At 45.8% G+C, this 24,767-nt stretch carries 21 protein-coding genes; 14 read left to right on the top strand and 7 right to left on the bottom strand.

All coding sequences use genetic code 11. The features are described 5' to 3' along the window. Positions 1-420: 420 nt before the first annotated feature. Positions 421-612, bottom strand: a complete 192-nt coding sequence (locus tag ACSAZL_RS10410) for a hypothetical protein (RefSeq protein WP_440948596.1) — start codon at positions 610-612, stop codon at positions 421-423. A gap of 212 nt (positions 613-824) precedes the next feature. Here ACSAZL_RS10410 and ACSAZL_RS10405 point away from each other — a divergent pair, with 212 nt between their 5' ends. The 8 genes from ACSAZL_RS10405 to ACSAZL_RS10370 all read left to right on the top strand — a co-directional run bounded on the left by ACSAZL_RS10405 (position 825) and on the right by ACSAZL_RS10370 (position 10,135). After that, on the top strand, positions 825-1,385 hold the full coding sequence (locus ACSAZL_RS10405) for an HdeD family acid-resistance protein (RefSeq protein ID WP_440948595.1): 561 nt from the start codon (positions 825-827) through the stop codon (positions 1,383-1,385). Positions 1,386-1,467: 82 nt separating this feature from the next. Next, entirely contained in the window at positions 1,468-1,848 is a 381-nt protein-coding gene (locus tag ACSAZL_RS10400; protein WP_440948594.1) for a hypothetical protein, read from the top strand. Between the two features lie 205 nt (positions 1,849-2,053). After that, positions 2,054-2,434 (top strand): hypothetical protein, encoded by a 381-nt coding sequence (locus ACSAZL_RS10395; protein ID WP_440948593.1) that lies wholly within the window; start codon positions 2,054-2,056, stop codon positions 2,432-2,434. Positions 2,435-2,567: 133 nt separating this feature from the next. After that, complete coding sequence (locus ACSAZL_RS10390; protein WP_440948592.1) at positions 2,568-4,226, top strand: MFS transporter; 1,659 nt, start codon at positions 2,568-2,570, stop codon at positions 4,224-4,226. An 81-nt stretch (positions 4,227-4,307) separates the two neighbouring features. Next, positions 4,308-5,339 (top strand): polyphosphate kinase 2 family protein, encoded by a 1,032-nt coding sequence (locus ACSAZL_RS10385; protein WP_440948591.1) that lies wholly within the window; start codon positions 4,308-4,310, stop codon positions 5,337-5,339. A gap of 72 nt (positions 5,340-5,411) precedes the next feature. Further along, the gene (locus ACSAZL_RS10380; RefSeq protein ID WP_440948590.1) at positions 5,412-8,282 is read left to right on the top strand and encodes a cation-translocating P-type ATPase; all 2,871 of its coding nucleotides are present in this window, start codon (positions 5,412-5,414) and stop codon (positions 8,280-8,282) included. Positions 8,283-8,371: 89 nt separating this feature from the next. Then, the gene (locus ACSAZL_RS10375) at positions 8,372-8,881 is read left to right on the top strand and encodes a rhodanese-like domain-containing protein (protein ID WP_440948589.1); all 510 of its coding nucleotides are present in this window, start codon (positions 8,372-8,374) and stop codon (positions 8,879-8,881) included. A 369-nt stretch (positions 8,882-9,250) separates the two neighbouring features. Continuing rightward, positions 9,251-10,135, top strand: a complete 885-nt coding sequence (locus ACSAZL_RS10370) for a helix-turn-helix transcriptional regulator (RefSeq protein WP_440948588.1) — start codon at positions 9,251-9,253, stop codon at positions 10,133-10,135. 494 nt (positions 10,136-10,629) lie between these two features. Here the strand turns inward: ACSAZL_RS10370 and ACSAZL_RS10365 are convergent, their stop codons facing one another. From ACSAZL_RS10365 to ACSAZL_RS10340, 6 genes are all read right to left on the bottom strand, one after another. Beyond that, entirely contained in the window at positions 10,630-11,208 is a 579-nt protein-coding gene (locus ACSAZL_RS10365) for a FumA C-terminus/TtdB family hydratase beta subunit (RefSeq protein WP_440948587.1), read from the bottom strand. Next, the gene (locus ACSAZL_RS10360) at positions 11,208-12,050 is read right to left on the bottom strand and encodes a fumarate hydratase (RefSeq protein WP_440948586.1); all 843 of its coding nucleotides are present in this window, start codon (positions 12,048-12,050) and stop codon (positions 11,208-11,210) included. The genes ACSAZL_RS10365 and ACSAZL_RS10360 overlap by 1 nt, the downstream gene beginning before the upstream one ends. Positions 12,051-12,254: 204 nt before the next feature. Then, positions 12,255-13,046, bottom strand: a complete 792-nt coding sequence (locus ACSAZL_RS10355) for a DUF169 domain-containing protein (protein WP_440948585.1) — start codon at positions 13,044-13,046, stop codon at positions 12,255-12,257. Positions 13,047-13,112: 66 nt separating this feature from the next. Beyond that, entirely contained in the window at positions 13,113-13,790 is a 678-nt protein-coding gene (locus ACSAZL_RS10350) for a flavodoxin family protein (protein WP_440948584.1), read from the bottom strand. A gap of 202 nt (positions 13,791-13,992) precedes the next feature. After that, positions 13,993-14,757 carry a TrmB family transcriptional regulator gene (locus ACSAZL_RS10345; protein WP_440948583.1) on the bottom strand — a complete coding sequence of 255 codons (765 nt, stop codon included), beginning with the start codon at positions 14,755-14,757 and terminating at the stop codon, positions 13,993-13,995. Positions 14,758-15,398: 641 nt separating this feature from the next. Then, complete coding sequence (locus ACSAZL_RS10340; RefSeq protein ID WP_440948582.1) at positions 15,399-16,070, bottom strand: flavodoxin family protein; 672 nt, start codon at positions 16,068-16,070, stop codon at positions 15,399-15,401. Positions 16,071-16,276: 206 nt separating this feature from the next. Here ACSAZL_RS10340 and ACSAZL_RS10335 point away from each other — a divergent pair, with 206 nt between their 5' ends. From ACSAZL_RS10335 to ACSAZL_RS10310, 6 genes are all read left to right on the top strand, one after another. Then, the gene (locus tag ACSAZL_RS10335; RefSeq protein ID WP_440948581.1) at positions 16,277-16,798 is read left to right on the top strand and encodes an IS1096 element passenger TnpR family protein; all 522 of its coding nucleotides are present in this window, start codon (positions 16,277-16,279) and stop codon (positions 16,796-16,798) included. 238 nt (positions 16,799-17,036) lie between these two features. Then, a complete protein-coding gene (locus ACSAZL_RS10330) occupies positions 17,037-17,930 on the top strand; it encodes a class I SAM-dependent methyltransferase (protein WP_440948580.1) in 894 nt (297 codons plus the stop codon). 126 nt (positions 17,931-18,056) lie between these two features. Continuing rightward, positions 18,057-18,755, top strand: a complete 699-nt coding sequence (locus ACSAZL_RS10325) for a methyltransferase family protein (protein ID WP_440948579.1) — start codon at positions 18,057-18,059, stop codon at positions 18,753-18,755. Positions 18,756-19,632: 877 nt separating this feature from the next. Further along, entirely contained in the window at positions 19,633-20,217 is a 585-nt protein-coding gene (locus ACSAZL_RS10320; RefSeq protein WP_440948578.1) for a hypothetical protein, read from the top strand. A gap of 1,391 nt (positions 20,218-21,608) precedes the next feature. Further along, entirely contained in the window at positions 21,609-23,774 is a 2,166-nt protein-coding gene (locus ACSAZL_RS10315) for an AAA family ATPase (RefSeq protein ID WP_440948577.1), read from the top strand. After that, positions 23,771-24,616: a Pvc16 family protein gene (locus ACSAZL_RS10310; protein ID WP_440948576.1), complete on the top strand. Its 846-nt coding sequence runs from the start codon at positions 23,771-23,773 to the stop codon at positions 24,614-24,616. Before ACSAZL_RS10315 ends, ACSAZL_RS10310 begins: the two co-directional genes overlap by 4 nt. Positions 24,617-24,767 lie beyond the last annotated feature (151 nt).

Below are 24,767 nucleotides of genomic sequence, written 5' to 3'. Positions count from 1 at the left end.
ATTCCCTTTTTATCGAATTCTCTCAATAAGAACTTCTTTTCCTTCCTTCTCTTCAATCTTTTTCCTTTTTTTAAAGGAACTCCCCGCAAGCTGACGGAGTTTCGTATAAAAGAATCTTTTTTGAGAATTAATAATAAGTTATTTTATATCTAATGATTTGTATATATTTAGTTATATCACTGCTTCGTCGTCAGGCGAATGTGGAGTGGGAATTAACCTTGGTACTGAAATCGGTCTTGAAATTAACCCTTAAATTGAAATTCCAAAAGAATCCTACCTTCATATGCTGCAGTGATGATGAATAGTTTATTCAGCCTGCGTCATTTCGGGGCTTTCAATGATGGAAAAGCTGCATTTGATCAAGATGCACCTGATCAAGATGAACTTGATCAGAACTTTTCACAATGAGGTTACCCTGGATCATTCAAGGGCTAACTTTACAGATGTGAGTTCCAGATGTGAATTCCAGATGTGAATTCCAGATGTGAGTTCCAGATGTGAGTTCCAGATGTGAGTTCCAGATGTGAATTCCAGATGTGAATTCCAGATGTGAATTCCAGATGTGAATTCCAGATGTGAATTCCAGATGTGAATTCCAGATGTGAATTCCATCAATGAACTTCCTGGAAAGAAGGGATGCTCTTCTTTGTGGAGGGGGAAGACTATCTTCTCTTTGATTCTGGCTGATTCCTGAGTGTGCCGGAAATTTTCCGGAAACGGGATACTTCTGCTCAGGGTTATGATGTCTCTTTAGCTGTGCTCATGCCTGTATTCCAATAGTGGAAAACTAGCTGGGGCGCTAAAAAATTGGGGAGATGGATTATATGGAACAACCAGTTGAAGTTAAAGAACAACCAGGCAGTGAGGTAGGGTCTGAATTACTGGGAACACCATGGTGGGTGGTTCTTCTGGAAGGGATTATTGCAATTATTGTTGGTTTATTCCTTATATATAGCCCTGCAGTAACCACTATCTTTCTCATACAGGTCCTGGGCATTTTCTGGCTGGCAAGTGGGATCCTTTCCGTTTTAGGGGCATTCGTATTCTCGGGGAACCGATTATGGAAACTGCTTGCAGGTATACTGGGCATTATTGCAGGAATTCTTGTATTGATGTACCCTATTTACAGCCCTTTCGTAGTACTCACACTCTTCATTATTTTCATAGGGGTATGGGCAATAATCACCGGGGCTGTAAAACTTTTTCTGGGACTTAAGGGAGGAGGATGGGGGACCGGAATCCTTGGTGTCCTTACCATAATCCTCGGGCTGCTCCTTCTAAACAACTCTCTGGTAGGAGCCCTGGTTCTACCGTGGGTATTCGGGTTTTTCCTCATTATCGGGGGGATCGGAGGAGTTATCGGAGGACTGAAAATGCGAACCTGAAGAAGGGGTTTTTTCGAGACAACAATAAGGAAACAAAAATAAGGAGACAAAAATAAGGAGACAAAAATAAGGAGATAAGACTATGGAAAGACCTATTGGCGTTACCATTCTGGCTCTTCTGGCTATATTGCTGGCAATTTTAAACGGTATTGCAACGCTTCGTTTTCTTGGCTTTTTTCCCTTTATCGGGCCTCTGGACATCCGTATTTTCAACCTCTGGTATGCCCTCCTGTACGGCCTGCTGACATATATCTGGGCGTGGGTGGCCAAGATGCTCTGGGAGGTAAATCCGCAGGGTTGGATGTTTATGGCTGTTATCGCGGTATTTAGTCTGTGCGTGGATTTTGTGGTGCTGATTACAGGCGGTTCATGGTATGACGTTAGCCTTTCAGTAATTGTTAGCGCCCTTATCCTCATCTATGTTATGCTGCCCGGGGTGAGAGAGGCATTCGGGACAGATTAAACACCTTTGACCAGTAAGTGGGTTGGGAATCCCTGGGGCCCCCATACCCTGTTTACTCCTGCCAGGCAACTCTCCGGCAGGAACCTTTTTCTTCCGCTGGTATCGGTGCTGTTACTTATTCTCGGGAATCGGGGTAGCCATCGGAGGGCTAAATATGCGAACCTGATGAAGGAGTTTTTCGAGAAAAAAATAAGGAGACAAAAATATGGAAAGACCTGTTGGTGTTACTATTCTGACCTTTCTGGCTGTACTACTTGCATTTTTAAACGGTATTGCAATGCTTCGTTTTCTTGGATTTCTTCCCTTTCTCGGGCCTGTGAACATTCGTATTTTTAACCTCTGGTATGCCCTTCTGTACGGCCTGCTCGCCTACATATGGGCCTGGGTGGCTCAGATGCTCTGGCAGGTAGACCCGCAAGCATGGCTCTTCCTGGCCGTCATTTCAGTCTTTAATCTGTGCCTGGCTTTTGTAGTGCTGGTTACCGGAGGCTCATGGTATGACATTAACCTTTCAGTTATCGTTAACGCCCTTGTTCTTATCTACATAATGCTACCCGGGGTGAGGGAAGCATTCGGAAGAGATTAAGGGGTGAGATGCTGGCAGAAGATAATTCTTTTTGTGGAGATCAAAAAGGATTCCTGGCCTTCTGTTCTGGCCTCCTGTTCCTGCTTAATTGCTGTGAGGAGCTCCGGCTGAAAAGGGTTATTTTCCAGCTTTTGTGGAGCTTATTTGCCGCAACTGTGCCCTTTTATTCCCATTTATCAGAGGTGATAACATCGAGAGGAAGACCGTACTTGTTGCACTCGTGCTTGCAATGTTCGTGCTTGTTATTGATACCACAATCATGAACGTTTCGATTTCAGCACTTATCAGTGACTTCAATACGGACGTAACTACCGTCCAGGGCGCTATTACTCTGTATGCACTTGTTATGGCATCCTTTATGATAACAGGGGGAAAGATCGGAGATATCATTGGGAGAAAACGAGCATTCAGGCTCGGACTGGTGATATACGGGGTGGGGTCACTCCTGACGGCGATCAGCCCGACAATAGGTGTACTGTTTGTGGGCTGGTCGATCCTTGAAGGACTTGGGGCAACCCTTGTCATGCCTGCCATCCAGACTCTAGTGACCTCAAACTACGAAGGGGAAGATCGTGCCATTGCTTATGGGATAATTGGGGGAATCGTTGCAAGCGGAATTGCTCTTGGCCCTATCATAGGAGGCTGGCTTACGACTGTATACACCTGGAGGCTCGCCTTTGCCGGGGAGGTGGTGATAGTGATCATTGTTATGGCGTTAAGCCGCGCTATCCTGGATGCGCCTCTTAAAGCCGGAGAAGAACCGAAACTGGATGTAATCGGGTCTATTCTCTCCGCGCTGGGAATGGGGCTTATCGTTTTTGGTATATTGATGGCAGGGACCTACGGCTGGTGGAAGGCACGCCAGACTTTTTCAATAGCAGGGGTTGAAATTTCCCCGTTCGGCCTTTCCCCGACTCCCGTATTCATTGCAGCAGGAGTCATTATCCTTCTTAGCTTTGCCGCTTGGGAACGCCATATCATTGGCAGCGGGGGAATGCCGCTCGTACGGCTCGATGTGCTCAGGGACCGCAGGATCACAGCTGGAATTCTCACCCAGATGGTCCAGACCCTCCTTTTCGGAGGTTTCCTGTTCAGCATGGCCCTCTTCCTTCAGATCGTCCTGGGCTTAAACGCGATGCAAACCGGCTTTGTCTACCTGCCTCTTTCCATACCGCTTTTGATCGCCTCGCTAACGGCATCCCGGCTCTCCATCTTCATCGCCCCGAAGCGCATCATCCAGGCCGGACTGGTCATACTTCTCGCAGGTCTTTTCCTGGCTATTGCAACCATTGACGTAGAGGTAAGGGGGCTTGGCTTAATGATGGGCTTCGCCCTGATAGGTATAGGTGGGGGGCTTATAGCATCCCAGGTGATGAACCTCGTGCTTTCCCAGGTAACTCCCGAAAGGACGAGCGAGACGGCTGCCCTGATGGGTACTTCCCAGAACCTTGGCATGGCCATCGGGACTGCGCTTATGGGCTCTCTCCTGGTTGCAGGCCTGGCAGTAGGAGCCATTACCTTAATCGATGACAGTACTGCCATTCCTGAGGATCTCAAACCCGACCTGGTATCTGCGGTAGAAGAGAATGTGCAATTTTTGAGCAACGAGGAACTACAGGCCGCCCTGGGGGGTGTCCCCCCTGACCTTGCAGAGGAAATCCTGAGGATCAACGAAATCGCCCGCATTAAGGGGATAAGAACTTCCTTGCTGGGGCTGGTGATCATTACAATAGGCGGTATAATCGTTTCGCTCTTCCTGCCGCCTGAAATCCTGGTCTCTAAAAATGAATGAAGCTTCAAACACATCCGGATGACCCCGGAAGTTCGACAGGTCCTGAACATCCGATTAAGGAATAATACAGGGAATCAAACTATGGCAAACAGAACTGAAGATGCAGAAACCAGAATTGAAGCATTGATGGACTTCATGAGAGTCCCGCCAGGCAAGAAGATCAACCTGAGGAAAGACTACGACCCCGGCTTCACCGGGGACTGGATGAAGAAGGCAGAGGCAAAAGAGATCCTGGCCAGAGGTATCCAGATGCTGGCCGAGATGCAGGACAAGCTCTGGGCCCAGAACCAGTATGCTCTGCTCATGATCCTTCAGGCACTCGATGCAGCCGGTAAGGACGGAACAATCAAGCACGTCATGTCGGGAGTCAACCCGCAGGGGGTCGATGTCTACAGTTTCAAGGCGCCTTCCGGCGAAGAACGGGACCACGATTATATTTGGCGGAACTTCAAGTCCCTGCCTGCTCGCGGTAACATAGGAATTTTCAACCGTTCCTACTATGAAGAAGTCCTGGTCGTGCGCGTGCATCCTGAGATCCTCGCCGGACAGCAGCTCCCTCCCGCACTGAAGGACAAGGGTATCTGGAAGAGGCGCTTCGAAGAGATCAACAACTTCGAGAAGTACCTGGTCGACAACGGCATCATTGTCGTCAAGTTTTTCCTTTATGTGTCCAAGGAGGCCCAGAAAGAGCGTTTCCTGAAGCGGACCATGATGCCTGAGAAGAACTGGAAGTTCTCTGCATCTGACATAAAAGAGCGAGCCCATTGGGATGACTATATCGATGCCTACGAAGACATGTTCAACCATACAAGCACCGAATGGGCACCCTGGTACATCGTACCTGCCGATCATAAGTGGTTCACGCGGCTGGCCGTTGCAGCCGTACTCTATCATACGATGGAGAAACTCAACCTGGCCTATCCAACAGTCAGCGAGCAGCAGAAACAGGCTTTGCTTGTGGCTAAGGAAGAGCTCGAGAACGAGGACGGTGGTCGGAAGGATAAAGCTGTCCTAAAGGCCGAAGCAAAGGCTGCCGCAAATCAAAAAGCTCCGGCTTCAAGCAGTGAGGTAACCAGGAACGAATCCAAAAAGAAAGGCAAGAAGAATAGGTAAGACCACGCCAGAAAGCAGGGCAACTCAAAACCGGGGAGTATCAAAACCTCCACACTTTTCAGGAGAAGAAGCATGTCATCCAATCAAGCCACATCGTCTGATCCGACCCATATGGCGTCAGATGTTAAATGGTACGCACTTACGCCCGCAGAAATCGCCAGCCGGCTTCAGGTCGATCCGGACAGGGGCCTGAGTGCGGCTGAGGTGCAGCAGCGCTTGCAGAAGTATGGCCCGAATCACCTGGTGGAGATGAATAAAGAGCCGGGATGGCAGGCGTTCCTGCGGCAGTACAAAGACCTGATGCAGATCGTCCTGCTGGCGGCGGCGCTTATCAACCAGATATTCACAGGTAAGTGGGGGACCACGCTGGTTCTGGTGAGTCTGACCGTCTTCAACGCGATGCTGGGCCTTCGCGGCGAATCCAAGGCCGCAGCCAGCCTGGCGGCGCTAGCCGGGACGATGAAAAGCATCACTCATGTGCGCCGGGATGGCGTGACGCAGGAAGTAGATATTGCGCAGGTGGTGCCAGGCGATGTCGTGTTGATGGAGGCCGGTGATGTCGTCCCTGCCGACGGACGCCTGTTTGTGACAGCAACGCTGGAAATCGAGGAAGCGGCTCTGACTGGCGAAAGCGTTGCTTCGTCCAAGAACCGCGAGGTCATCGACAAGTCCGAGGTACCCCTGGGTGACCGCCACAACATGGCCTACATGAATACTTCAGTCACCCGTGGTCGCGGAGAGATGATCGTCACCACCACCGGCATGGGCACCGAGATGGGCCACATAGCCGACCTGCTCAACAAGACCAAGGCGGATAAGACGCCTTTGCAGAAGCAGCTCGACCGGCTGACGATGATCATTGCAGCGCTTGCAGGTCTCGCCTTCGTCCTGATGGTCATAATGGGGATCAACAACGGGCAGCCCCTGGACTCTATCTTCATCGCCGGCGTGGCTCTGGCTGTCGCAGCCATCCCCACCGGCCTTCCGGCTGTGGTCATTACCATGTATTCCATGGGCACACGGGAGCTGGCGGCCCAGAACGCCATCGTCAAACGGCTGCCATCGGTGGAGACGCTTGGCTCGGTCTCAGCCATATGCACAGACAAGACCGGCACGCTGACGCTTAACAAGATGACGGCGGTCGAGTTCACTGTCCCCGGCCAGAACCGCTACCATGTGACGGGCGAAGGCTACGGTATCACGGGAGAGTTGAAACTGACCAGGGGAATCCTGCCCGGCCAGCCGTGGCAGAAAAATACGACGCCTTACAACACTGAGGGAAAAATACAAAGCGCAGGCGGGACGAGAATCGACCTCGATCAGGTCTTGCTGCCCATGGCCCTGTGCGCCGACGCCAGATTGGACGGAGAAACACTGATTGGCGACCCCACAGAGGGCGCTCTGATCGTGCTGGCTGAGAAGGGGGGGATCCATGTGGACAGTGCGAGAGAGATGTTCCCGCGTGTGGCCGAGGTGCCTTTCGATGCCGAATATAAGTTCATGGCGACCTTCCATAACATGACCGACGAGCAGGGAAAGCCGGTTGTGCGTTGCTGCGTCAAAGGAGCGCCTGACGTGTTGATCTCTCGTGGTGGATACTACTGGATTCCGGGTGGAGAGCCATTGGCAGTAACCGATGAAAATCGTAAGCTGGCACTGGCCGAAAACGACCGTATGGCGGCTGCTGGCAAGCGGGTCATGGTCGTGGCGCGTCGCGATTTCGATCCGGCAGCCTTCGATCCTAAAGGCAAGCTGCTCGACCTGGTGCAGGATCTGACCCTCCTGGCGATGGTGGGCATAGTCGATCCACCGCGAGCCGAGGCAAAGGACGCAATTACCAGCTGCCACAGTGCCGGCATCCAGGTGCGTATGATTACCGGCGACCATGCGGTGACTGCCGCCTCCATAGGCCACGAACTGGGCATCGAAGGCCAGACTTTGACAGGGGCGGAATTTGCCGCCTTTCCTGACGAACAGTTGAAGCCACAGCTGGATCAGATCGGTGTGGTGGCCCGCGTGACCCCGGAGGACAAAATCCGGCTGGTGACCCTGCTCCAGCAGAAGGACAACATCGTGGCAATGACCGGCGATGGCGTTAACGATGCCCCTGCGCTGAAGAAAGCCGACATCGGCGTGGCAATGGGCGTTACCGGCACCGAAGTCTCTAAGGACGCAGCGGTGATGATCCTGACCGACGACAACTTCGCCACAATCGTCAAGGCGGTGGAGTATGGCCGACATATCTATAACAACCTGTTCAACTTTGTCCGCTTCCAGATGGGACAGCTTGTGGCGTACATCACATGCTACCTGCTGGCTGCGTTCTTCTTTGTACTCGGAGGAACCCCGTTTGCAGCGCTTGTCGTCCTGTTTCTGAACTTCCTGATCTCGGTCCCGGTGGCTATGGCGCTTGGGTTCGACAAGCCAACCACAGGCCTGATGGAGAGGAAACCACGGCCGCTGAAACAACCCCTCCTGTCAACTTCACAATGGGTGCGTATCGCCTTCCTCGGTATCCTGATGGCTATCGTCACAGTCTATCTGGAGGCTATCTACGAGGCGGCAGGCACAGCCACGGCGGCTACTATGGGTTTTGTGGCCTTCGCCTTACTCAGCATTTCCAGGGGACTCAGCGTTCGCAGTGAGACCGGCACTGCCTTTGACAGGGACGTTATTCATGATCGGAACCAGCTGCGCCTCTATGGCCTGGCGTTGTTGATAACCATCCTGGCGACCGAGCTCGGCTTCCTGCAGCGCCTCCTTGGCTTGACCTCGCTGAGCGGAGACCAGTGGAGGATATGCATCGCTGCTGCCGTTGGCTTGCTGCTCGTTGATGAGGTCATTAAGGTCTTCCTGCGTAGCCGTCGCAGGCATGATACGGCAACTCCTGCCACTGCAGCACCAGCCCGGACACAAGCGGAAACACCCGGCGGAAACATCTGAAACCATCATGATACGTCCGTAATTACCGGGGTGAATCTCCGGGATGTAGTTGGAGTGTGAGAACGAATCAATTCAAGTGGGGGAATTAGTTGAATAAACAATACTTGTCAGGTTTTACAATTCTTATTGCACTTCTCATAATTGCCCAGGGTATTGCAGGAGCAGTACCTGAGACCGATTGTACTATTTCAGTTGGGTACCAAAATGTTACACCCTGTGTTGCCAGTGAGATACTCGAACAAAAATGTGTGTTCATTCTGGACGTTCGTACCCCTGCTGAATACAAATACGGGCATATTGGAGGAGCAAAACTGATCCCGTTAAAAAATGTGCCAGCATACGATCCTGTTAATTTATCCGATAGCCAGCTATTGCCGAATAGAATGGATGAATTACCAAAAAATAAAGATATGAAAGTACTCGTTTATTGTAAAGCAGGAAACAGAGGCGCTGCTGCAAGCCAGTTGATAGCAGATGCGGGTTACAAAAATGTGTATAACATTCAGGGTGGTATCAATTCATGGGTAAATGCAGGGTGTCCAATTGTATTTGACCCTACAGAATGGACAGCCAGTTATCCTTCAAATCCTATGACGTAAAGCAGGGCATGTAAGTTGAATAAATAATCAGATCGTTAACAGTTGCCCTTTCCAATAAGGCACTCTTTTAGCGCCCGAATACTAAGAACCTGTACTAACACACCTCATTATCACGCTAAAAGCTTGCTACAGCTGCTATGCATGGCTTCTAACATTGTCTATCGATAGCTCCTGCTATGGCGAAGCTGTAAGTTTATGAGAGTTTTGGCGTAACTGTTATCGAATGTTCAGCATTTTCGTCTCGATATTTCTGCCGCTTGAAATCCTTGTCCGTCTGCAATGAGTCGATTACTCAATAAACCAATTTATACCGGAGCTATAATATTACTGAAGAAAAGATATATATCCGTAGCTTTTGCAGTAAAATTGATGAGTTTTTCTCTGGTCACAGTCTTTCTGTCTTCCAAGAGGACAGATCTGTTCTTGTTTTTAAAGGAAAGGCCCGGGACAGTCGAAGAAATAAACTCCGAACTTGGAATCAGTCCGGATGCAATCCTTTCCCGGCTCAAAAGGCTGGAAGAAAACGGGCTTATTGTTCAGGACGGCAGCGTATACAGCCTTTCCCTTCCAGGAAAAATCCTTGCCCGAAGAATGGACTCGCTTGTTAAAGCTTTCAGGCTGCTTGAGGACGACTTCGATTACTGTCCGGGCGTTAAACCCGGAGGAATCCCTCCTGTCTTTTTCAGGCTGATGGAAGAACTTATGGCATATTTCCCGGCTCGTTATCACGGTGATGATGCTTCTTCAATGTACAGGGAAGTGACCGAAGCTTTTTGCAGTTCGAAACAGCTTCTCCTTATTATCTCATACCCTGACCTGAGTTACCCGGGCATCTGTGCCGAACACGCAAGAAAAGGGCTGAAGGTCTCAGTCATAATAACTCAGGTGATCTTTGACAAACTCGCAGAAGAGTTTAAAGAGGAACTTGATACCCTTCTCCTGTTAGAAAACTCCGAGATGTATATGCTGGGTGATGATTTTACTCCTCCGACCGTTGCCATAACCGATACAATGGTCCTTGCATACTTTTCATCCGGAAGAGCTGATGACTGTGAGGATAACAGTATGGTCATTTTCGGGGAAAAAGCCGTGCAGTGGGGAAAAGAACTTTTTGAGCATTTCAGGGTACTGGCCGAACCTCTGGCACCGGTGCCGTCAAAGCAGTTATATCTTGAAGCCAGCAGGGGCGAAAGTTCGGAAGACAATGGTCTTCCTAACCGCACCTACCTCAGTAGAGTCAAAAGAAAATTCTGACCCGGCAGAGTTGCGGCTCTGCAATGCGCTGTCCTTTTCGCTTCGCTCCCCGAATTGCGCCTCGGGAGTACGCGGTCTGTTTCGCTTCGCTCAAGCAGACTACTTGATGATTTCTAGCAGTGATGTTTCGCTTAAGCGGACTAAATTAAGATTTTCTTCCCCATATAATGTTATTCGCTATACCGTGTCGTTCTTGTCCCGCTCGACGCAGGAGAGCGGTTTTGTCCAAAAAAACTGAAAAGAAGAAAAGAAAGTGACAAAGGAAAATTAAAAGCTTCTAAGGATGCTTCTGAGTGGAAATGGAAATGACAGATCAGAATGGCATAAATTTCAGTTGATTTCTCTTTCAAATCCGTTTTTCTGCTTTTTTTGCAGGGCCGCCAGACAAGCTGGCGGATACGTCCGATATTACCTGTGGTTAAAAAAATGGTTTAAGGGGACAGAGAAAGTATTTCTTAGAGCCTAGCTGGGAACGCACAACCTTAACGTTGATTTTATTTCTGCGTCCTTTCAAGCACTTTCTCAGCTTTTTCCCTTACCTCTGCAAAGATATCTTTTCCTTTTGCATCTATTCCTACAATGAGCGGCCCGAAATCCTGCACTCTCAGGACCCAGACAGCTTCAGGCATACCAAGATCAAGCCAGTGTACGGTTTTTACCTCTTTTATCAGTTCGGCGGCAAGGGCTGCACAACCTCCTGTGTACGCAAGGTATACGCATCTGCCTTTCAGTGCATTTGCAACGCCTTTCATCCCACCTTTTCCGATAATTGCCCGGATTTCATGGGCTTTCAGGAGAAGAGGAGTCATTTTTGACATCCTGCCGCTGGTTGTGGGGCCTGCGGAGACGACTTTCCAGCCGGATTCTGTCTGCTGCATAAGGGGACCGCAGTGGTAGATAACTGCTCCTTCAAGGGAGAACGGAAGTCCTTCTCCTTTTTCTTTCATCTCAAGAATTCTGGCGTGGGCTTCGTCCCGGGCTGTCAGGATCTCTCCTGAGATATAAACTATGTCTCCTGCATTGAGTTTCTCTATGTCCTTGATCTTCAGTGGGGTCTGTAAGTGATATTCCATTATTCTTCACCTCCGAACACGACTGAAGCATGCCTGTTTGCCCAGCACTGGATGTTTACGGCAACAGGCAGGGAAGCCGTATGGCAGTGTGCGGTTTTCACATTCACGGCAAGGGCTGTTGTGCTGCCCCCGAGCCCCATACAGCCGATCCCAAGGGCATTTACTGCATCAAGGATTTCCTTTTCAAACTCGTTCATGGGGGTGTCAAGGGGTTCCAGCAGGGCTTCTTTTGCAAGCCTGGCGGCTTTGTCAAAGGAACCCCCGATCCCCACGCCAAGCGTCAGGGGAGGACAGGGCATTCCTCCTGCATTAATCACCGTTTCGAGCACGAAGTTTTTAATGCTGCCCACTTCGGTCGGGTTCAGCATCCGGAGAGCGCTCATGTTTTCCGAGCCTGCGCCTTTCGGGGCAACCGTGATCCTGAGCTCTTTTCCGGGCACGAGTTTCCAGTGAATATCAGGGATTCCTGCGCCGGTATTATCCCCACTGTTTTTTCGGGTCAGGGGGTCCACGGCATTGGGGCGGAGCGGGATTTCCCGTGTTGCAAGGACGGCAGCATCCCGGATTGCGGCTTCAAGGTCAAAGTCCAGCTGAAACGCCGTCCCGAGCTCGACAAAAAAGATCATTATGCCCGTATCCTGGCACATGGGAACCCCATGATTTTTTGCAAGCTCGATATTCTTCAGGATTGCCTGGAGCTGGGACTTTGCAACCGGGCTCTCTTCCCGGGCTTCGGCTTGCCTGAGGGCGTCAACCACATCGGCGGGAAGCTCTATTTCCGCTTTTCTGAGAAGGTCTGCAATAGACCGGATGAAGGTTTCACGGTTTAGTTTTGAAGACAAAAGACCACCATAATGGCTAAAATGGATTGATGATAGTTAGAAGATGGATGTAAGATAAACGGAAAATAATTGCAGGAGAAGGAATTTTAATTCCAAACGCCTGACGAATAGATCCCTGGCTTTCTGAGAATTGGGTTCTTTAATTAAATAATTTCTTCTCCTCCGCATATGCTAGGATACTTTATTTCGAGACAGGCTTTATTCTCATTTTGGCAGATCCGTAACAGGAAGCTTTATGCTGATACGCTTCTCAGGATACGCTATCCTGCTCCTTTTGCAGATAAAAGACTCCTCCAGGCAAGCAGCCATCTGCCGTGCAAGCCCCGAAGGGATGCCCATAATCATCAGATCGGGTGGAAGCCAGGGATTCCCTGTCGGGTCAACAGGGCCTACATAAGCCGAGTCCTTTGGTGCATTTTCTGCCATGCCCGCCGGGTAAGCAATCATCATAGAACAGGTAGGTCCTCCGGGTATCATTGTCCTGAAGAAAGGGTCGGAGTTGTTGAATTGAGCCAGCCCGCAGAGGTTCCTGACCTGCTCACAGCCTGCAAACAGGATAAAAGCCCTGGCAGCTTCGGGTTCAACCTCATCGGTACAGGGTGCAATGACTATATATTTGCCGTGAGGATTGATTTTCCCTGCACGTTCTTTCTGTTCCTCAAAAAGCTCAGGGGTTGCCTTTAAATGTTCGGCAGCTCCGCCATGGAAGTCCGGAGTGCCCACAGTCACGAAGTACTTCAGCTTGGGGTGCGGCTCAGCAAGCCCCATCCATACCATCCCGCCGGCACAGCATTTTTCGTGGCCTGCCTCAACATAAAGAGGAGGAGTCTCCTTAAAGAGAGCGGAAGTATAAACCGCTTTTGCAATACAGCGATCTACGGTATGTGATGGTACTGCTCCCTGCGGAACTTCATTAGTGGCATAGACACAGAGAGGACGCAGTTGCAGCCTGCCGGCTTCGGTAAGCTTTTTTCCCAGCTCTTCAACGCTCAACATAATAAATCCACCGGTAAATCTACATGTAAACTCACAAACAATCCCTCTGAATAATTGTAATAATTATTACTCTTTCAGCCAGCCTTTTTCCATCCAGTAATCGCAGTTATGCGTCCAATGATCTCTATTTGCAAGGACAACATACTTGAACCTTGATCTCCAGGCTTCCTGTCTTGCTTCTTGTTCAGGATAATGTCTCTTTTCTTTTATCGCTTCAATAAGTTCTTTGCCCATCTCTTGTGATTTTACGATAGCTGCGTCTATTGCTGAAGGACCCTGTGCCATTGCATAGCCCACTCCACCGATAGCATTGCCTCCGCAGCTGATCATAAATGTGTTCATAATATTAAGAACAAAATCTACCTCATCAATGCCCGAACCTGCAGTTGTTAAGGAAAGACCATATTTCCCGTCAAATAGCTGTTCATGAACAATAAGCGGGCTTCTATCAAACAGCGTCTTGAGCTGAGCTGTCACATTCGTCATATAATTAGGACTGCTCCAGATTATGCCATCTGCGCCCAATAACTTTTCAAGTACTAATTGATAGTCGTCTTTTATTGAGCATACACCTTTATCATGACAGGAATCGCATGCAGTACAGTACTTAATTTTCAATTTTGCAATATCAATTAATTCAATGTCGGCCCCCGATTCTTTGGCTCCAGCCAGAGCAGAATCTAATAATTTTAATGTATTACTATTTTTACGCCTTGGACTTGAGTGTATCCCGACTACTTTCATATTTATACTCCTCTATTTTTACGAACTGACAATGAATTACTTAATTAAGACTTTATATTCATTTTGTAACTTTTTGAGGGGTATTAGTGACTAAAATCAATTTACTGTACAATATTAGCACTTATCAATAATTAATACAGTGAAAAGAAGAGCCATTAAAAATAAGGAATAAGAAAGAGGTTCGTGTCAGACCCCTACTGGTTCACTCATTCCATATGCCATTAAATATGCTTGCCTGGTAAGAAGCAATCGACACATTTGGAATCCATATGGCTATTGTATTGTCTATATCCAGAACCTCATCTTCCACCTTTGAAAACATGATCAATAATTCTTTGTCATCTATTATTACAAATTTTGAAAACGCAGGCCCGGATATTTTAATCTCGAATATAATCGAAGACAATTTTTTAATAATATCCAGTTCACCGTCTTTTAATTTTATACTCTGTCTGGATATAGCACGAATGTTTAGCCCTTTTTTCTTAGCATATAATAATTCTGTTTTGAGCTGTTCAATTTCATTTGCAGAGTAAAGGGCTCCCAGCAGCATTATATCTTTTTTAGCTCTCCTGATCATATCGAGCGTTTTTGCCGTTATATTATCCATTCCTCTTAAAAGCCATACCTTAGGAATTTCCTTATCCATTAGTTTGTCGTACAACATTGACAACTGATTTGATACGTCATCAATTTCCGAATTAAAAACGGCTTTTCGTTCTTCGAGTATATCTTTAGGATATTTAGCAGTATATGTGATGGGTCTTGTGCGTTCGACAGTTATCCATTTCTCGGTTTCGAGCTTTCTCAGGACATCATATATCTTCGTCCGTGGAACTTCCGATTCAGCAGCAAGTTCGGTTGCATCGCTAGGACCTAGCGAAACAAGCGTTGCATAAACCCTTGCCCCGTAATATGTCAACCCTAACTTTTGTAATGTCACTAACATTTTTTCATCGAGTAGCATATTCTATAATCACCATTCTATAAGTAAAATCATAGGAAAGTCGCTGGAACCAGGAAGTCAAATAGAACTTACTTTGTTAATTTAGGAAGCAGTTTTTATAGCTGTGGTCGGTGATTTTATGCAGTACTGTGAACAACGCGACTATAATGATAAACTTTTACGACTAATGATGTGAAGATAAAATTGGTTTTAGGATGAGCTCTAAAATAATTAAATTAGCCAGGCCTTAGATCATCTTTTGAAACTACTCTTAGCCTAACTGTTCTTAGCTGAGGACGCTCAGATGAGGCTGTTTTTAGTTGAGAATGCTTTCAGTGCCCTTTCATTGCTGTACTTCTTTTTTCTACGGTTTTATGACTGTACGCTTCTCAGGATACGCTATCCTGCTCCTTTTGCATATAAAAGACTCCTTGAGGTCGGCTGCCATCTGCCGTGCGAGCGCTACAGGTAGACGCACGGAGGGCGCAGCTTCAGCCTGCCGGCTTCGGTAAGTTTTTCTCCCAACTCTTTAACGCTTAACATTGCAGTTTTCCCCATGGAATCACCTTAAAAATCTTAGCTTGAAGCCCTGCTTGAAAGCCTTAGTTTATTCTTATCTTCATTTCTTGCTTGGGAGCCTGATCTTATTCTTGTTTTTATTCTTATCCTTTAATCCAGCCCTTTTCCATCCAGTAATCGCAATTGTGTGTCCATTGTTCTTTGTTGGCAAGGATAACATACTTGAAGTGTTCTCTCCATGCCTGATGCCTGGTTTCCTGCTCAGGGTATTGCCTTTTCTCTTTTATCGCTTCAACAAGGTCTTTTCCCATTTCACGCGATTTCTCAATTGATACTTCTATTACTTCAGGGCCCCGTGCCATTGAACAGCCTACTCCTCCGATAGAGTTGCCTCCGCAGTGTAGCATAAAATTATCCATAATGCCAAGGACAAAATCGAGTTCATCACTGCCTGCTGTTGTTAGGGAAAGGCTATATTTTCCGTCAAAGAGCTGTTCGTGAATAACAAGAGGGCTTCTGTCAAAGACTGTCTTGAGCTGGGATGTTACGTTTGTTATGTAGTTAGGGCTGCTCCAGATTATACCATCAGCATCCAGCAGCTTTTCCAGCACACCGTTATAGTCATCTTTTATTGAGCAGACGCCTGTTTCCTGGCACTTATTACATGCTGTGCAGTATTTGATCTTCAGTTTCGCAACGTCTATCGACTCAACTTCGGCTCCTGTTTCTGCGGCTCCTCCCAGGGCTGCATCCAGTAGTTTTAAGGTATTGCTGTTCTTGCCTCTTGGGCTTGATGATATCCCGACTATTTTCATGGTTTCCCTCTCTGAATTTTACAATTCTTTTGCAAAAATAACAGTATTGTATTTAATTAAAACTTTATTGTACTCTCTGGTTTGGGAAATTACAAATTGCAGCAATTTCAAGATAGAGCTTCTTTCTGGAAACGATTTGAGAATTTACCATTAAAAATTGGTCTTTTAGTAAAAACATATCTAGCGCGCCGCCAATATCAATGAATATGCCTTCAGGAAAGAAAAAAAATCAGGTCCTGGACGAAAGTGCCAGAGGCAAGCCGTCTCCCAAATTATATACTCTGGTCGTTTACCTGATTGGAGGGCCAATAGGTGACGAGTTTGATGGTCAGACCATTTCCCGCACCATCCAGATTCGGGGGGAGCAGACTTTAGAAGACCTCCACGAAGCCATTTTCAGGGCATTCAACCGCTTCGACGAACATCTCTATGAGTTTTTACTTGGCGTGGGTCCGAATGATAGGTCTGCTGTCTACTCCCTGCCAGCAGACGTGGAGTTCCCGGGCCTGGAAGAGGAAATGGCAGGAGATGTCCGAGCCACAACTATCGATTCATTGGGTCTTGAAGTGGGCATTGCTTTCGGCTACCGATTTGATTTCGGGGATGACTGGCTGCACCAGATAGACGTCACAGGCATTGATGATTATTCGGGAAAAGGAAAGTATCCCAAGATTACAAAGAAAGTGGGAAAAAGCCCCCCTCAGTACCCTGATTTTGAAGATGAATAAAGGGAGTCTCTTCTCATTCATCTTTTTGCTGCAGAATCGCTTCTGGATGGCTTGAGCAGGGAAAAGCTCACGGCGTCTCAACACCATTGAAACAACGTAAAATTGTCACTGGTTCTTACAAATTCCATCTCCCTTAGAGCCAGAAAATACTGATCGAGAACAGATGATTGGCTATCGGTTTTAGGAAATCTATTCATTACCTGAACGAGAAAACTTACTCCAACGAAGGAGCTTTCGTATGAGAGGTAAACAGCAACCCATCAAAACAGCCGAGGGCATGGCCCTTGTGCGTGCGATCGAGGCGCAGAGACCGGAAGGCGTGCGGATTTGCTACGATCCTATTGCCCGTTCGCTGGTAAACCGTATCAGGTTTACCCTAAGCAAACTGGTGATTGATTCCGGTATTTACGGCCTGATGTTCAGGGGGGTGATAGAATTTATCACAGCCAGGGAGCGGTACATCGACGATTTTCTCAAGGCTTGCCTGAGCGAAGGTCTTGATCAGGTAGTCATCCTGGGTGCCGGGTTTGATACGCGCGCATACCGCATAGAGGGAATCGAGAAGACGCGGGTATTCGAAGTCGATCACCCGGCAACGCAGGAAGTCAAGCTGAAGCGGTTGAGGAAGGTAATCGACCCCCTGCCCGATCATGTCACCTTCGTCCCGATGGATTTCAATACGCAGACGCTCGGTGAGCGCCTGCCCGCCAGCGGCTATGACGAACAGGGCAAAACGCTGTTTATCTGGCAGGGCGTGACCATGTACCTTACTTCGGAAGGCGTTGACAGCACGCTGGTTTTTATCACCAACCATTCCAGACTGGGCAGCGCGGTGATCTTTGACTATTTCTACAGTGAAACTCTTCGCGATATGAAGGCTGTGCGGTGGATAACGCGGGCGATCGGCGAGAGGTTGATTTTCGGGATTGATGAAGGTCAGATTGAGCCATTCCTTACCCGGCGTGGCTTTCGTGATATCCACAACGCAACGACCGGGGAGCTAAAAAGGCTCTATTTTATCGGCCCGAATGCCCGGCGGCCTATTTCCACGGGCATTGCCATTGCATCGGCAAGGGTTGGCAAAACCGGAGATCAATCCATGCCCTCCTACAATCCCGCTCCTGCCACATAAATACGGATTACATTAAAAATTCTATTTGGTTTAGTGCGGCTGTTGTTATGTCAGAGACATGCCTTTTCTGATATATTTTATTCACATCATGGTAAATAGAGGAGTAATTTCATAAGGAGCAATTTCATGAATACTGCTAACAAAAGCACTTCCTCTCTGAAAATGAAAACTCTTTTTGGCTTCGTGCGGATTATTGTCATATCAGGACTATGCCTTTTTGGCCCCGCCCGGACATTAAATTTCTGGCAGGCATGGGTTTATTTGATTGTTTTCTATGGGTCAGTAGCGATAATAACTATTTATTTGTGGAAAAAAGACCCGAAACTTCTGGAACGCCGGGTTGAAACGGGACCGGGCGCAGAGAAAGAAATGACTCAGAAGATTATACAACTATTTCTTTTAATTTTGTTTTGTGTTATTCTCATTATTCCCTCATTTGACCACCGTTTCGGGTGGTCGGATGTTCCGGTTTATATTGTTATTGCAGGAGATGTGCTTGTAGCCCTGGGATATTTTCTCATTTTTCTGGTTTTCAGAGAAAACCCCTTTGCCGCTGCGACCATTCAAATATCAGCAGACCAGAAAGTAATAACCACAGGGCCTTATAGCATAGTCCGCCATCCTATGTATGCAGCTAGTCTCATTATGTTTTCAGGTATTCCTCTTGCGCTTGGTTCCTGGTGGGGACTGCTTATACTCGTACCCATTACGCTGGTTATCATCTGGAGACTCCTTGACGAAGAAAAGTTTCTATCCGAAAATCTGCCGGGTTATAAAGAATACTGTCAAAAAGTCCGTTACAGACTGATTCCGTTATTGTGGTAGGGATATTTAGCTAATTAATGATGTATTTATTTTTTGGAAGTGCAACGATATGAAAGCATCCGAATTAAAGGAAGACGAAATTATCGGGCGTGTCCGTGTATTTTTGACTTATTTTTACATACATGTGAATTCTATTATTGATATGAGGGACTGAAATCACTTCAGAAATAGATTTTTCACAGTTTTGTTGCTTGAATAAAGATTGTCCTGATTATGGAACGAAAAATCAAGGAAATATTGTCCTCGAAAAAATTTTGCCCAATTGTAGAATTGAGTTTAGTTTTGAGACAGTCTGCTCAGGTAGATTTCCAAATAAATGTCTTCTTCAGTCTAGATTTTTCGGATTTGTAGAATTACGGCAAGGAATTAACATTTCTCTCAATGAATGGTGTGAAATGTTCTTTAACTCTGCTACGTAACGTTTATTCTTTAACGAATATATAATTTCAATACATATATCTGGCCGCTAATAAGATAGTTTATGATCTGAGAAATATCAGGAAGCGAGCAATGGGGCGATGAAAACTTCCTTGACAGTTTAATCTATCCGATTTGAACTGAAAATTCAAAGTTCTGGTTTCGGATTGAAGTTCGGACTTCTTGTGTTTTTTAGGCTCTGTAGAATAACTCTAATTTGAATTTTTCTTCCATTAATTCGAACCGAACAGCCTGACATATTTTTACTTCTCTAATTTTGGCCTCCTGCAGTTGATTTGAATAGATTCTCTTCAGAACTTTTTCGAGTTCGTATTAATTCTATGCATATCCTTTCGCACATATAGGGATAATTTATACTATTCTTCTTATCTCCACGGAGAGTTAACTCATGCCCGACCGTCGGCAAAAGAAATCAAAAACCAATAATGAGGAAAAATAAATGAGTAAATATCCAATTTTCCTAATCTTGTTTCTTATCATTGTTTCGGGAGCAGGGTGCATAACACCGGAAAATGATAACAACACAACTCCTTCTACACCTCCTGTTCAAAACGTAACTGTTTTCACTGCAGAAGAAGTAACACAAGAGCAATTCAATAATACCAATTTTTCTGAAGAGGGAAAATTCGTCTACTATAAGGGTGAAGAAGAAGGATTTGTAAAGAACACTACAATTGAGACAAGATACCTGAAAGGAAAAGTACCGATTGAAAGTTTACCAATAATCATACGCACCTCAGATGGATATGAGGAAGTCGAAATCAACCCTGTCAGAGATAATCCTGATTATCCAGGCTCTTCTCAATTAAATAAAATCGTAGAAGGAGCCGTCCATACAAATGGGGAACAACCGACACATGAAGAGGTTAGTATCACTTTTGAAAACAATAATTATGATGTAACGGGCGCTGCAGGGCCTTTTAACGTACCGGGAGATGAAAAATTCCGAAAAGAAATTCTTTCAAAAGGAGACGTAAGTTATTTGAGCGTAAACATGACATTTTATTATAAAGAATTTGCTTAACATCATTTTTTGACAATTTGCTTAACATCATTTTTTGATAACGGGCTTCTCCTAAAAATAATATAACATTGAAAGTAAATTTGACAATATGTCATTCCACGAAATCGAAGACATTCTATGAAAATCATAGAACCTTCTCCGCTTCCACAGAAACCACATACAGAAAGACTTCGTGAAGAATAAGAAAGTTGTATATTTTAAGGCTAACTGGAGCTTTACTGGCTTGATTCTGAATTCTTGCAAGATTTTATTGAAAACAATTTACCTAATATGAAATGTTCGTATACTGTAAAAGAGTTATACTTCTTTATTTTTTTTGAATCTTTAACTGTTGGTGTTAACCCTCAAAGGAATGTTATCCGCACCCGAACACTCGCAAATTCAACATCCAAAAATCCAGGGCTTTCTCCTCAAAGAAGATCGATACTCACAAACCAGATGCACATATCAAGCTCAGAAGCCATCATCCAGCGTGCCAGAATAGATCCAAAATCTCTGACTCCAGCAGATGTTTTGCAATTTCTCAATTATTCATATCGCTTATGGGATACGAGTTTAAGGAAATAAAACATAGATTCTGCAAAATTCATCAAAAAACTTGAAGAATTTGACACTTCCAGTCAATTTCTTGAAAAATAGGATCAAAAAGAATATTTTTGTTAATTTTTATGAGACCAGCAGCTTGATTGTAACAGGAATGAGTGAAGTTTCATAAAAATTACAATATTTTTTGGATGTTAATAAGACTTGTCAAATTCATTTTGACCCAAAATTAAGGGAATTATTCTCTGAGAATTGGTGGATACAAACGAAATTGAGAACGAAACTCAAGATGCGATAAAGATTTTCACATCAATTATTCCTTCACTTTTTTATGAATATATTGCGTCTAAAGAAAGCGTTTTTTGTAACTTTTTGCGGTATAGTTTATTGGAATTTGTCAAAGTTAGTTAAATAGGTTTTCTATAGAGCTATTTTTCTAATGCTATTAACCTGGGGGTGGTCAAATAATAATATGCGAATGTGGTGAACTTCTTAGAGGGGATGTATTCAAAGACTATATTAAAACAACTGCAAATCCCTCGACAAGGACTATAGGTCATAGAAGCTGCGGATTGCTCTTCAACTTCATAGACGAAAAGAATCCGAAGAAGTATTCTTCCAGAAAAGAACTGAAAATTCTGGCCGGGAAGTTTGCGGAAAAAAATTTGCCTTCTGAATATGCCTCACTGTTTATGCTTGCAGTGGACCGGTTAAAATCGAAAGGTAGACTTCAGGATTATGAAATTCTGGTTCGTGCCTACCGAGAAGTTCTGGGACTAAATTCTGAAAGTCCAGTTCGGAAGAAAGCCTGAGGTCTTAATGTGAGACAAAGATAAAGCCTAACTTCCATGACACCTTACGCCGATAACCTCGAATATCTTCTGGACGAACTTTCCAGAATTAACCGGCTGATCCACATTTACCTTGAAAGAGTTCGGGCAGATTTGCCGGAATATACGAATGAATTCATGGGGCTTTATGTCTCGGAAGACGAAATACAAAAGCTTCAAAAATCCTCAGGTTTTGGGAAAGGACCAAAAGTTCTTCCGGATACCGGGCTTGAAGAAATTGAAGTGATGCGCAGACAAATCAATAACAAAAAACTTGAAAGCTTAAAAAACTGCAGAAAACTGAGGCTTCATATTCTCTCCGAACTTTTCAGTCTGGATGAATTTGAGATCGATGTTCTTCTAATCGGACTCGCTCCGGAAATCGATCTGAAATACGAAAAAATCTATGCTTATCTCCAAAACGATGTAACCAAAAAACGGCCGGGAATTGATCTGGTTCTCAACCTGCTCTGTCCGACAATTGAAGCGAAAATCAAGGCAAGAGCGTATTTCTCACCTGCTGCCACTCTATTAAATAACCACCTGGTTCATTTAGTGGAAGGGCAGGTAGAATCGGGTCTGCCTATCATATCCAGTTTCATCAAAATCGATGAAAGAATAATCAATTTTTTGCTTGGGTTTGACGAGATAGATCTGAAAATTCGGAATTTTTCTCACGTACTAAAACCCAAAAGGTCTTTTGAAGGCCTTATTCTACCTGCAGATTTCAAAAACAGTTTAATGACTATCGCAGGCTGGTACAGAGAAAATAAGTTCCCACTGAAATTTATATTCAGCGGCCCTCCCGGGACCGGGAGGAAAATCGCCGCCGAAGCTATTTGCAGGGAGGCAGGAATAAAACTTCTTTTAGTGGATTCGGAGGTTCTTCTTGAGGACCGGTCCCTTGATACTGCATATCTCATAATGCGAGAAGCGCTCCTGCAAAATTCTGCATTATATCTTCAAGCCTTTGATTTATTTCTCGCAAACAGAGAACCAAAGAATGTTCAGGAATTCCTGACCCCGGCCTTAAAGTCCTTTCCGGGATGGATATTTCTGGCAGGAAAGGAGCTCATTGAATGTTGTGGAGGTTTAATAAATAACGGTTTTATTCCATTTTCTTTTCCTTTGCCTTCGTACGTAATCCGCAAACAGTTATGGGAATCCTGCCTGAAAGGTTACGAGCTGGGTGGGGAAGCAGACCTGGAATCTCTTGCGAGCAAATTCAGGTTCAGTGGAGGTCAAATAAGGGATGCTGTCCGTGCAGCGTGTAGTTACTCAGGGGGAGAAAATCCCGCAAGTCCGGTATTATCTACGGAAAGTCTCTACAAAGGCTGTAAGGCTCAGTCTAACAGGAATCTCTCTGCCTTCGCCAGAAAAATCGAACCCAATTATGCCTGGGATGACATCGTCCTGCCTAAAGATATAAAGGAACATCTGAAAGAAGTGTCTGGATTCATTAAACATAAGGAAATTGTTTACTCGGATTGGGGATTTGATAAAAAATTATCACTGGGAAAAGGACTGAACGTGCTTTTCTCCGGCCCGTCTGGCACAGGAAAAACTATGGCGGCAGAGATTATTGCCAGGCATACGGAATTAGACCTTTACAAAATTGATTTATCCTGTGTGATCAGCAAGTACATCGGGGAAACTGAAAAAAATCTAAGCAATATCTTTAAAGAAGCCGAATCGAGTAACGCTATCCTATTCTTCGACGAGGCAGATGCGCTTTTCGGGAAGAGGTCCGAAGTCCGGGATTCCCATGATCGCTATGCGAATATCGAAATAAACTATCTGCTGCAAAAGATGGAGGAGTATGAAGGGGTTTCTATACTTGCCACCAACCTGCGTCAGAATATGGATGAAGCTTTCGTAAGACGATTGCATATTATTGTAGATTTTCCTTTTCCGGATGAGGAATCCAGGCTAAACATATGGAAAACGGTCTTCCCGAAAGAAGCTCCGATTGGAAGTGATGTGGATTTTAGTGTCATTGCACGTGAGGTAAAACTTTCAGGAGGTCACATCAAAAACATAGCTCTTACAGCAGCATTGTACGCAGCCGAAGAAGGAGGTGCTATTCGAATGATTCATATCGTACAGGCAGTGAAGCGGGAGTATGAGAAATTAGGGCGAACATGGAATGTATTTCAATATGACAGGGAGGTTTCTCCTGCATGATCGAGGACTTGAGCAAGACCCTAAGAACAATTCTTGAGGATCCTACACTGGCCGATCCTTTGAAATCGGTAGAAATAGTGTTCGATCGGCCGGACGATAAGTTTGGTCCTCAGAAGAATACGGTAGATTTGTTCCTGTATGATATTCGTGAAAATGTCGAACTGCGCAACAATGAGCCTTGGTTTGAACGCAAAAATGGACAGGCGATAATACATCATCCATCACTGCGCGTTGCGTGTTCGTATCTTATCACTGCGTGGCCTGCTGGTGGAACGGATTTGCCTTTAACAGAGCATCAGTTGCTCGGCCAAATACTAAATGTCCTTTCAAAGTACCCGACGATCCCGGAGAAGTTTCTACAGGGAAGCCTCAAAGGGCAAGAGCCTCCTCTGCCAATGATAACAGCGCAGACAGAATGCTTCAAGAACCCGGCAGAATTCTGGACAGCGGTTGGTAATAAAATGCGCCCGTCGCTTACCGTGACGGTAACAGTTTCCCTGGAGATATTACCACCTGAGGAGGCACCACCCCTAGTCATAACTGATATGATTGCGCTGGGACAGCGGATCTCGCCTGAAGAAACAAAAATATCTCCTGCAACCAGAGAAGAATCATTCAGTATAGGTGGACGTGTTACTTCAAATAATGCACCAGTAGAGAACGTAACTGTGACGCTCGTCGAACTTGACATCAAAACGAAGACCGGAGCTGATGGGCGTTACACTCTGGGCCCTATGAACTCAGGCACCTATAATTTGCGCGTGTCGGCGGACGATAAAGTGCTAAATAAGTCTATTACTGTTCCGGCAGCGGCTAACAGAAATCATGACATCGATTATTAACCCATTTTTCTGAAAATGTCTTCAAAAAATATCTTACTTCCATCCTGAAAATTCACGTAACTATTCGGTTAGCCAAACAAGATCGGTACTCATTTTTGTTGAGACTCGATCAGCAAATTTCAGTAAACCAATTTTTCTCAAATTGTTGGCC

The sequence above is a fragment of the Methanosarcina mangrovi genome (assembly GCF_052057765.1).
GTDB lineage: Archaea > Halobacteriota > Methanosarcinia > Methanosarcinales > Methanosarcinaceae > Methanosarcina.
The sequence above is the reverse complement of the archived record's forward strand: the minus strand, read 5'-3'. Positions and strand labels throughout refer to the sequence as shown.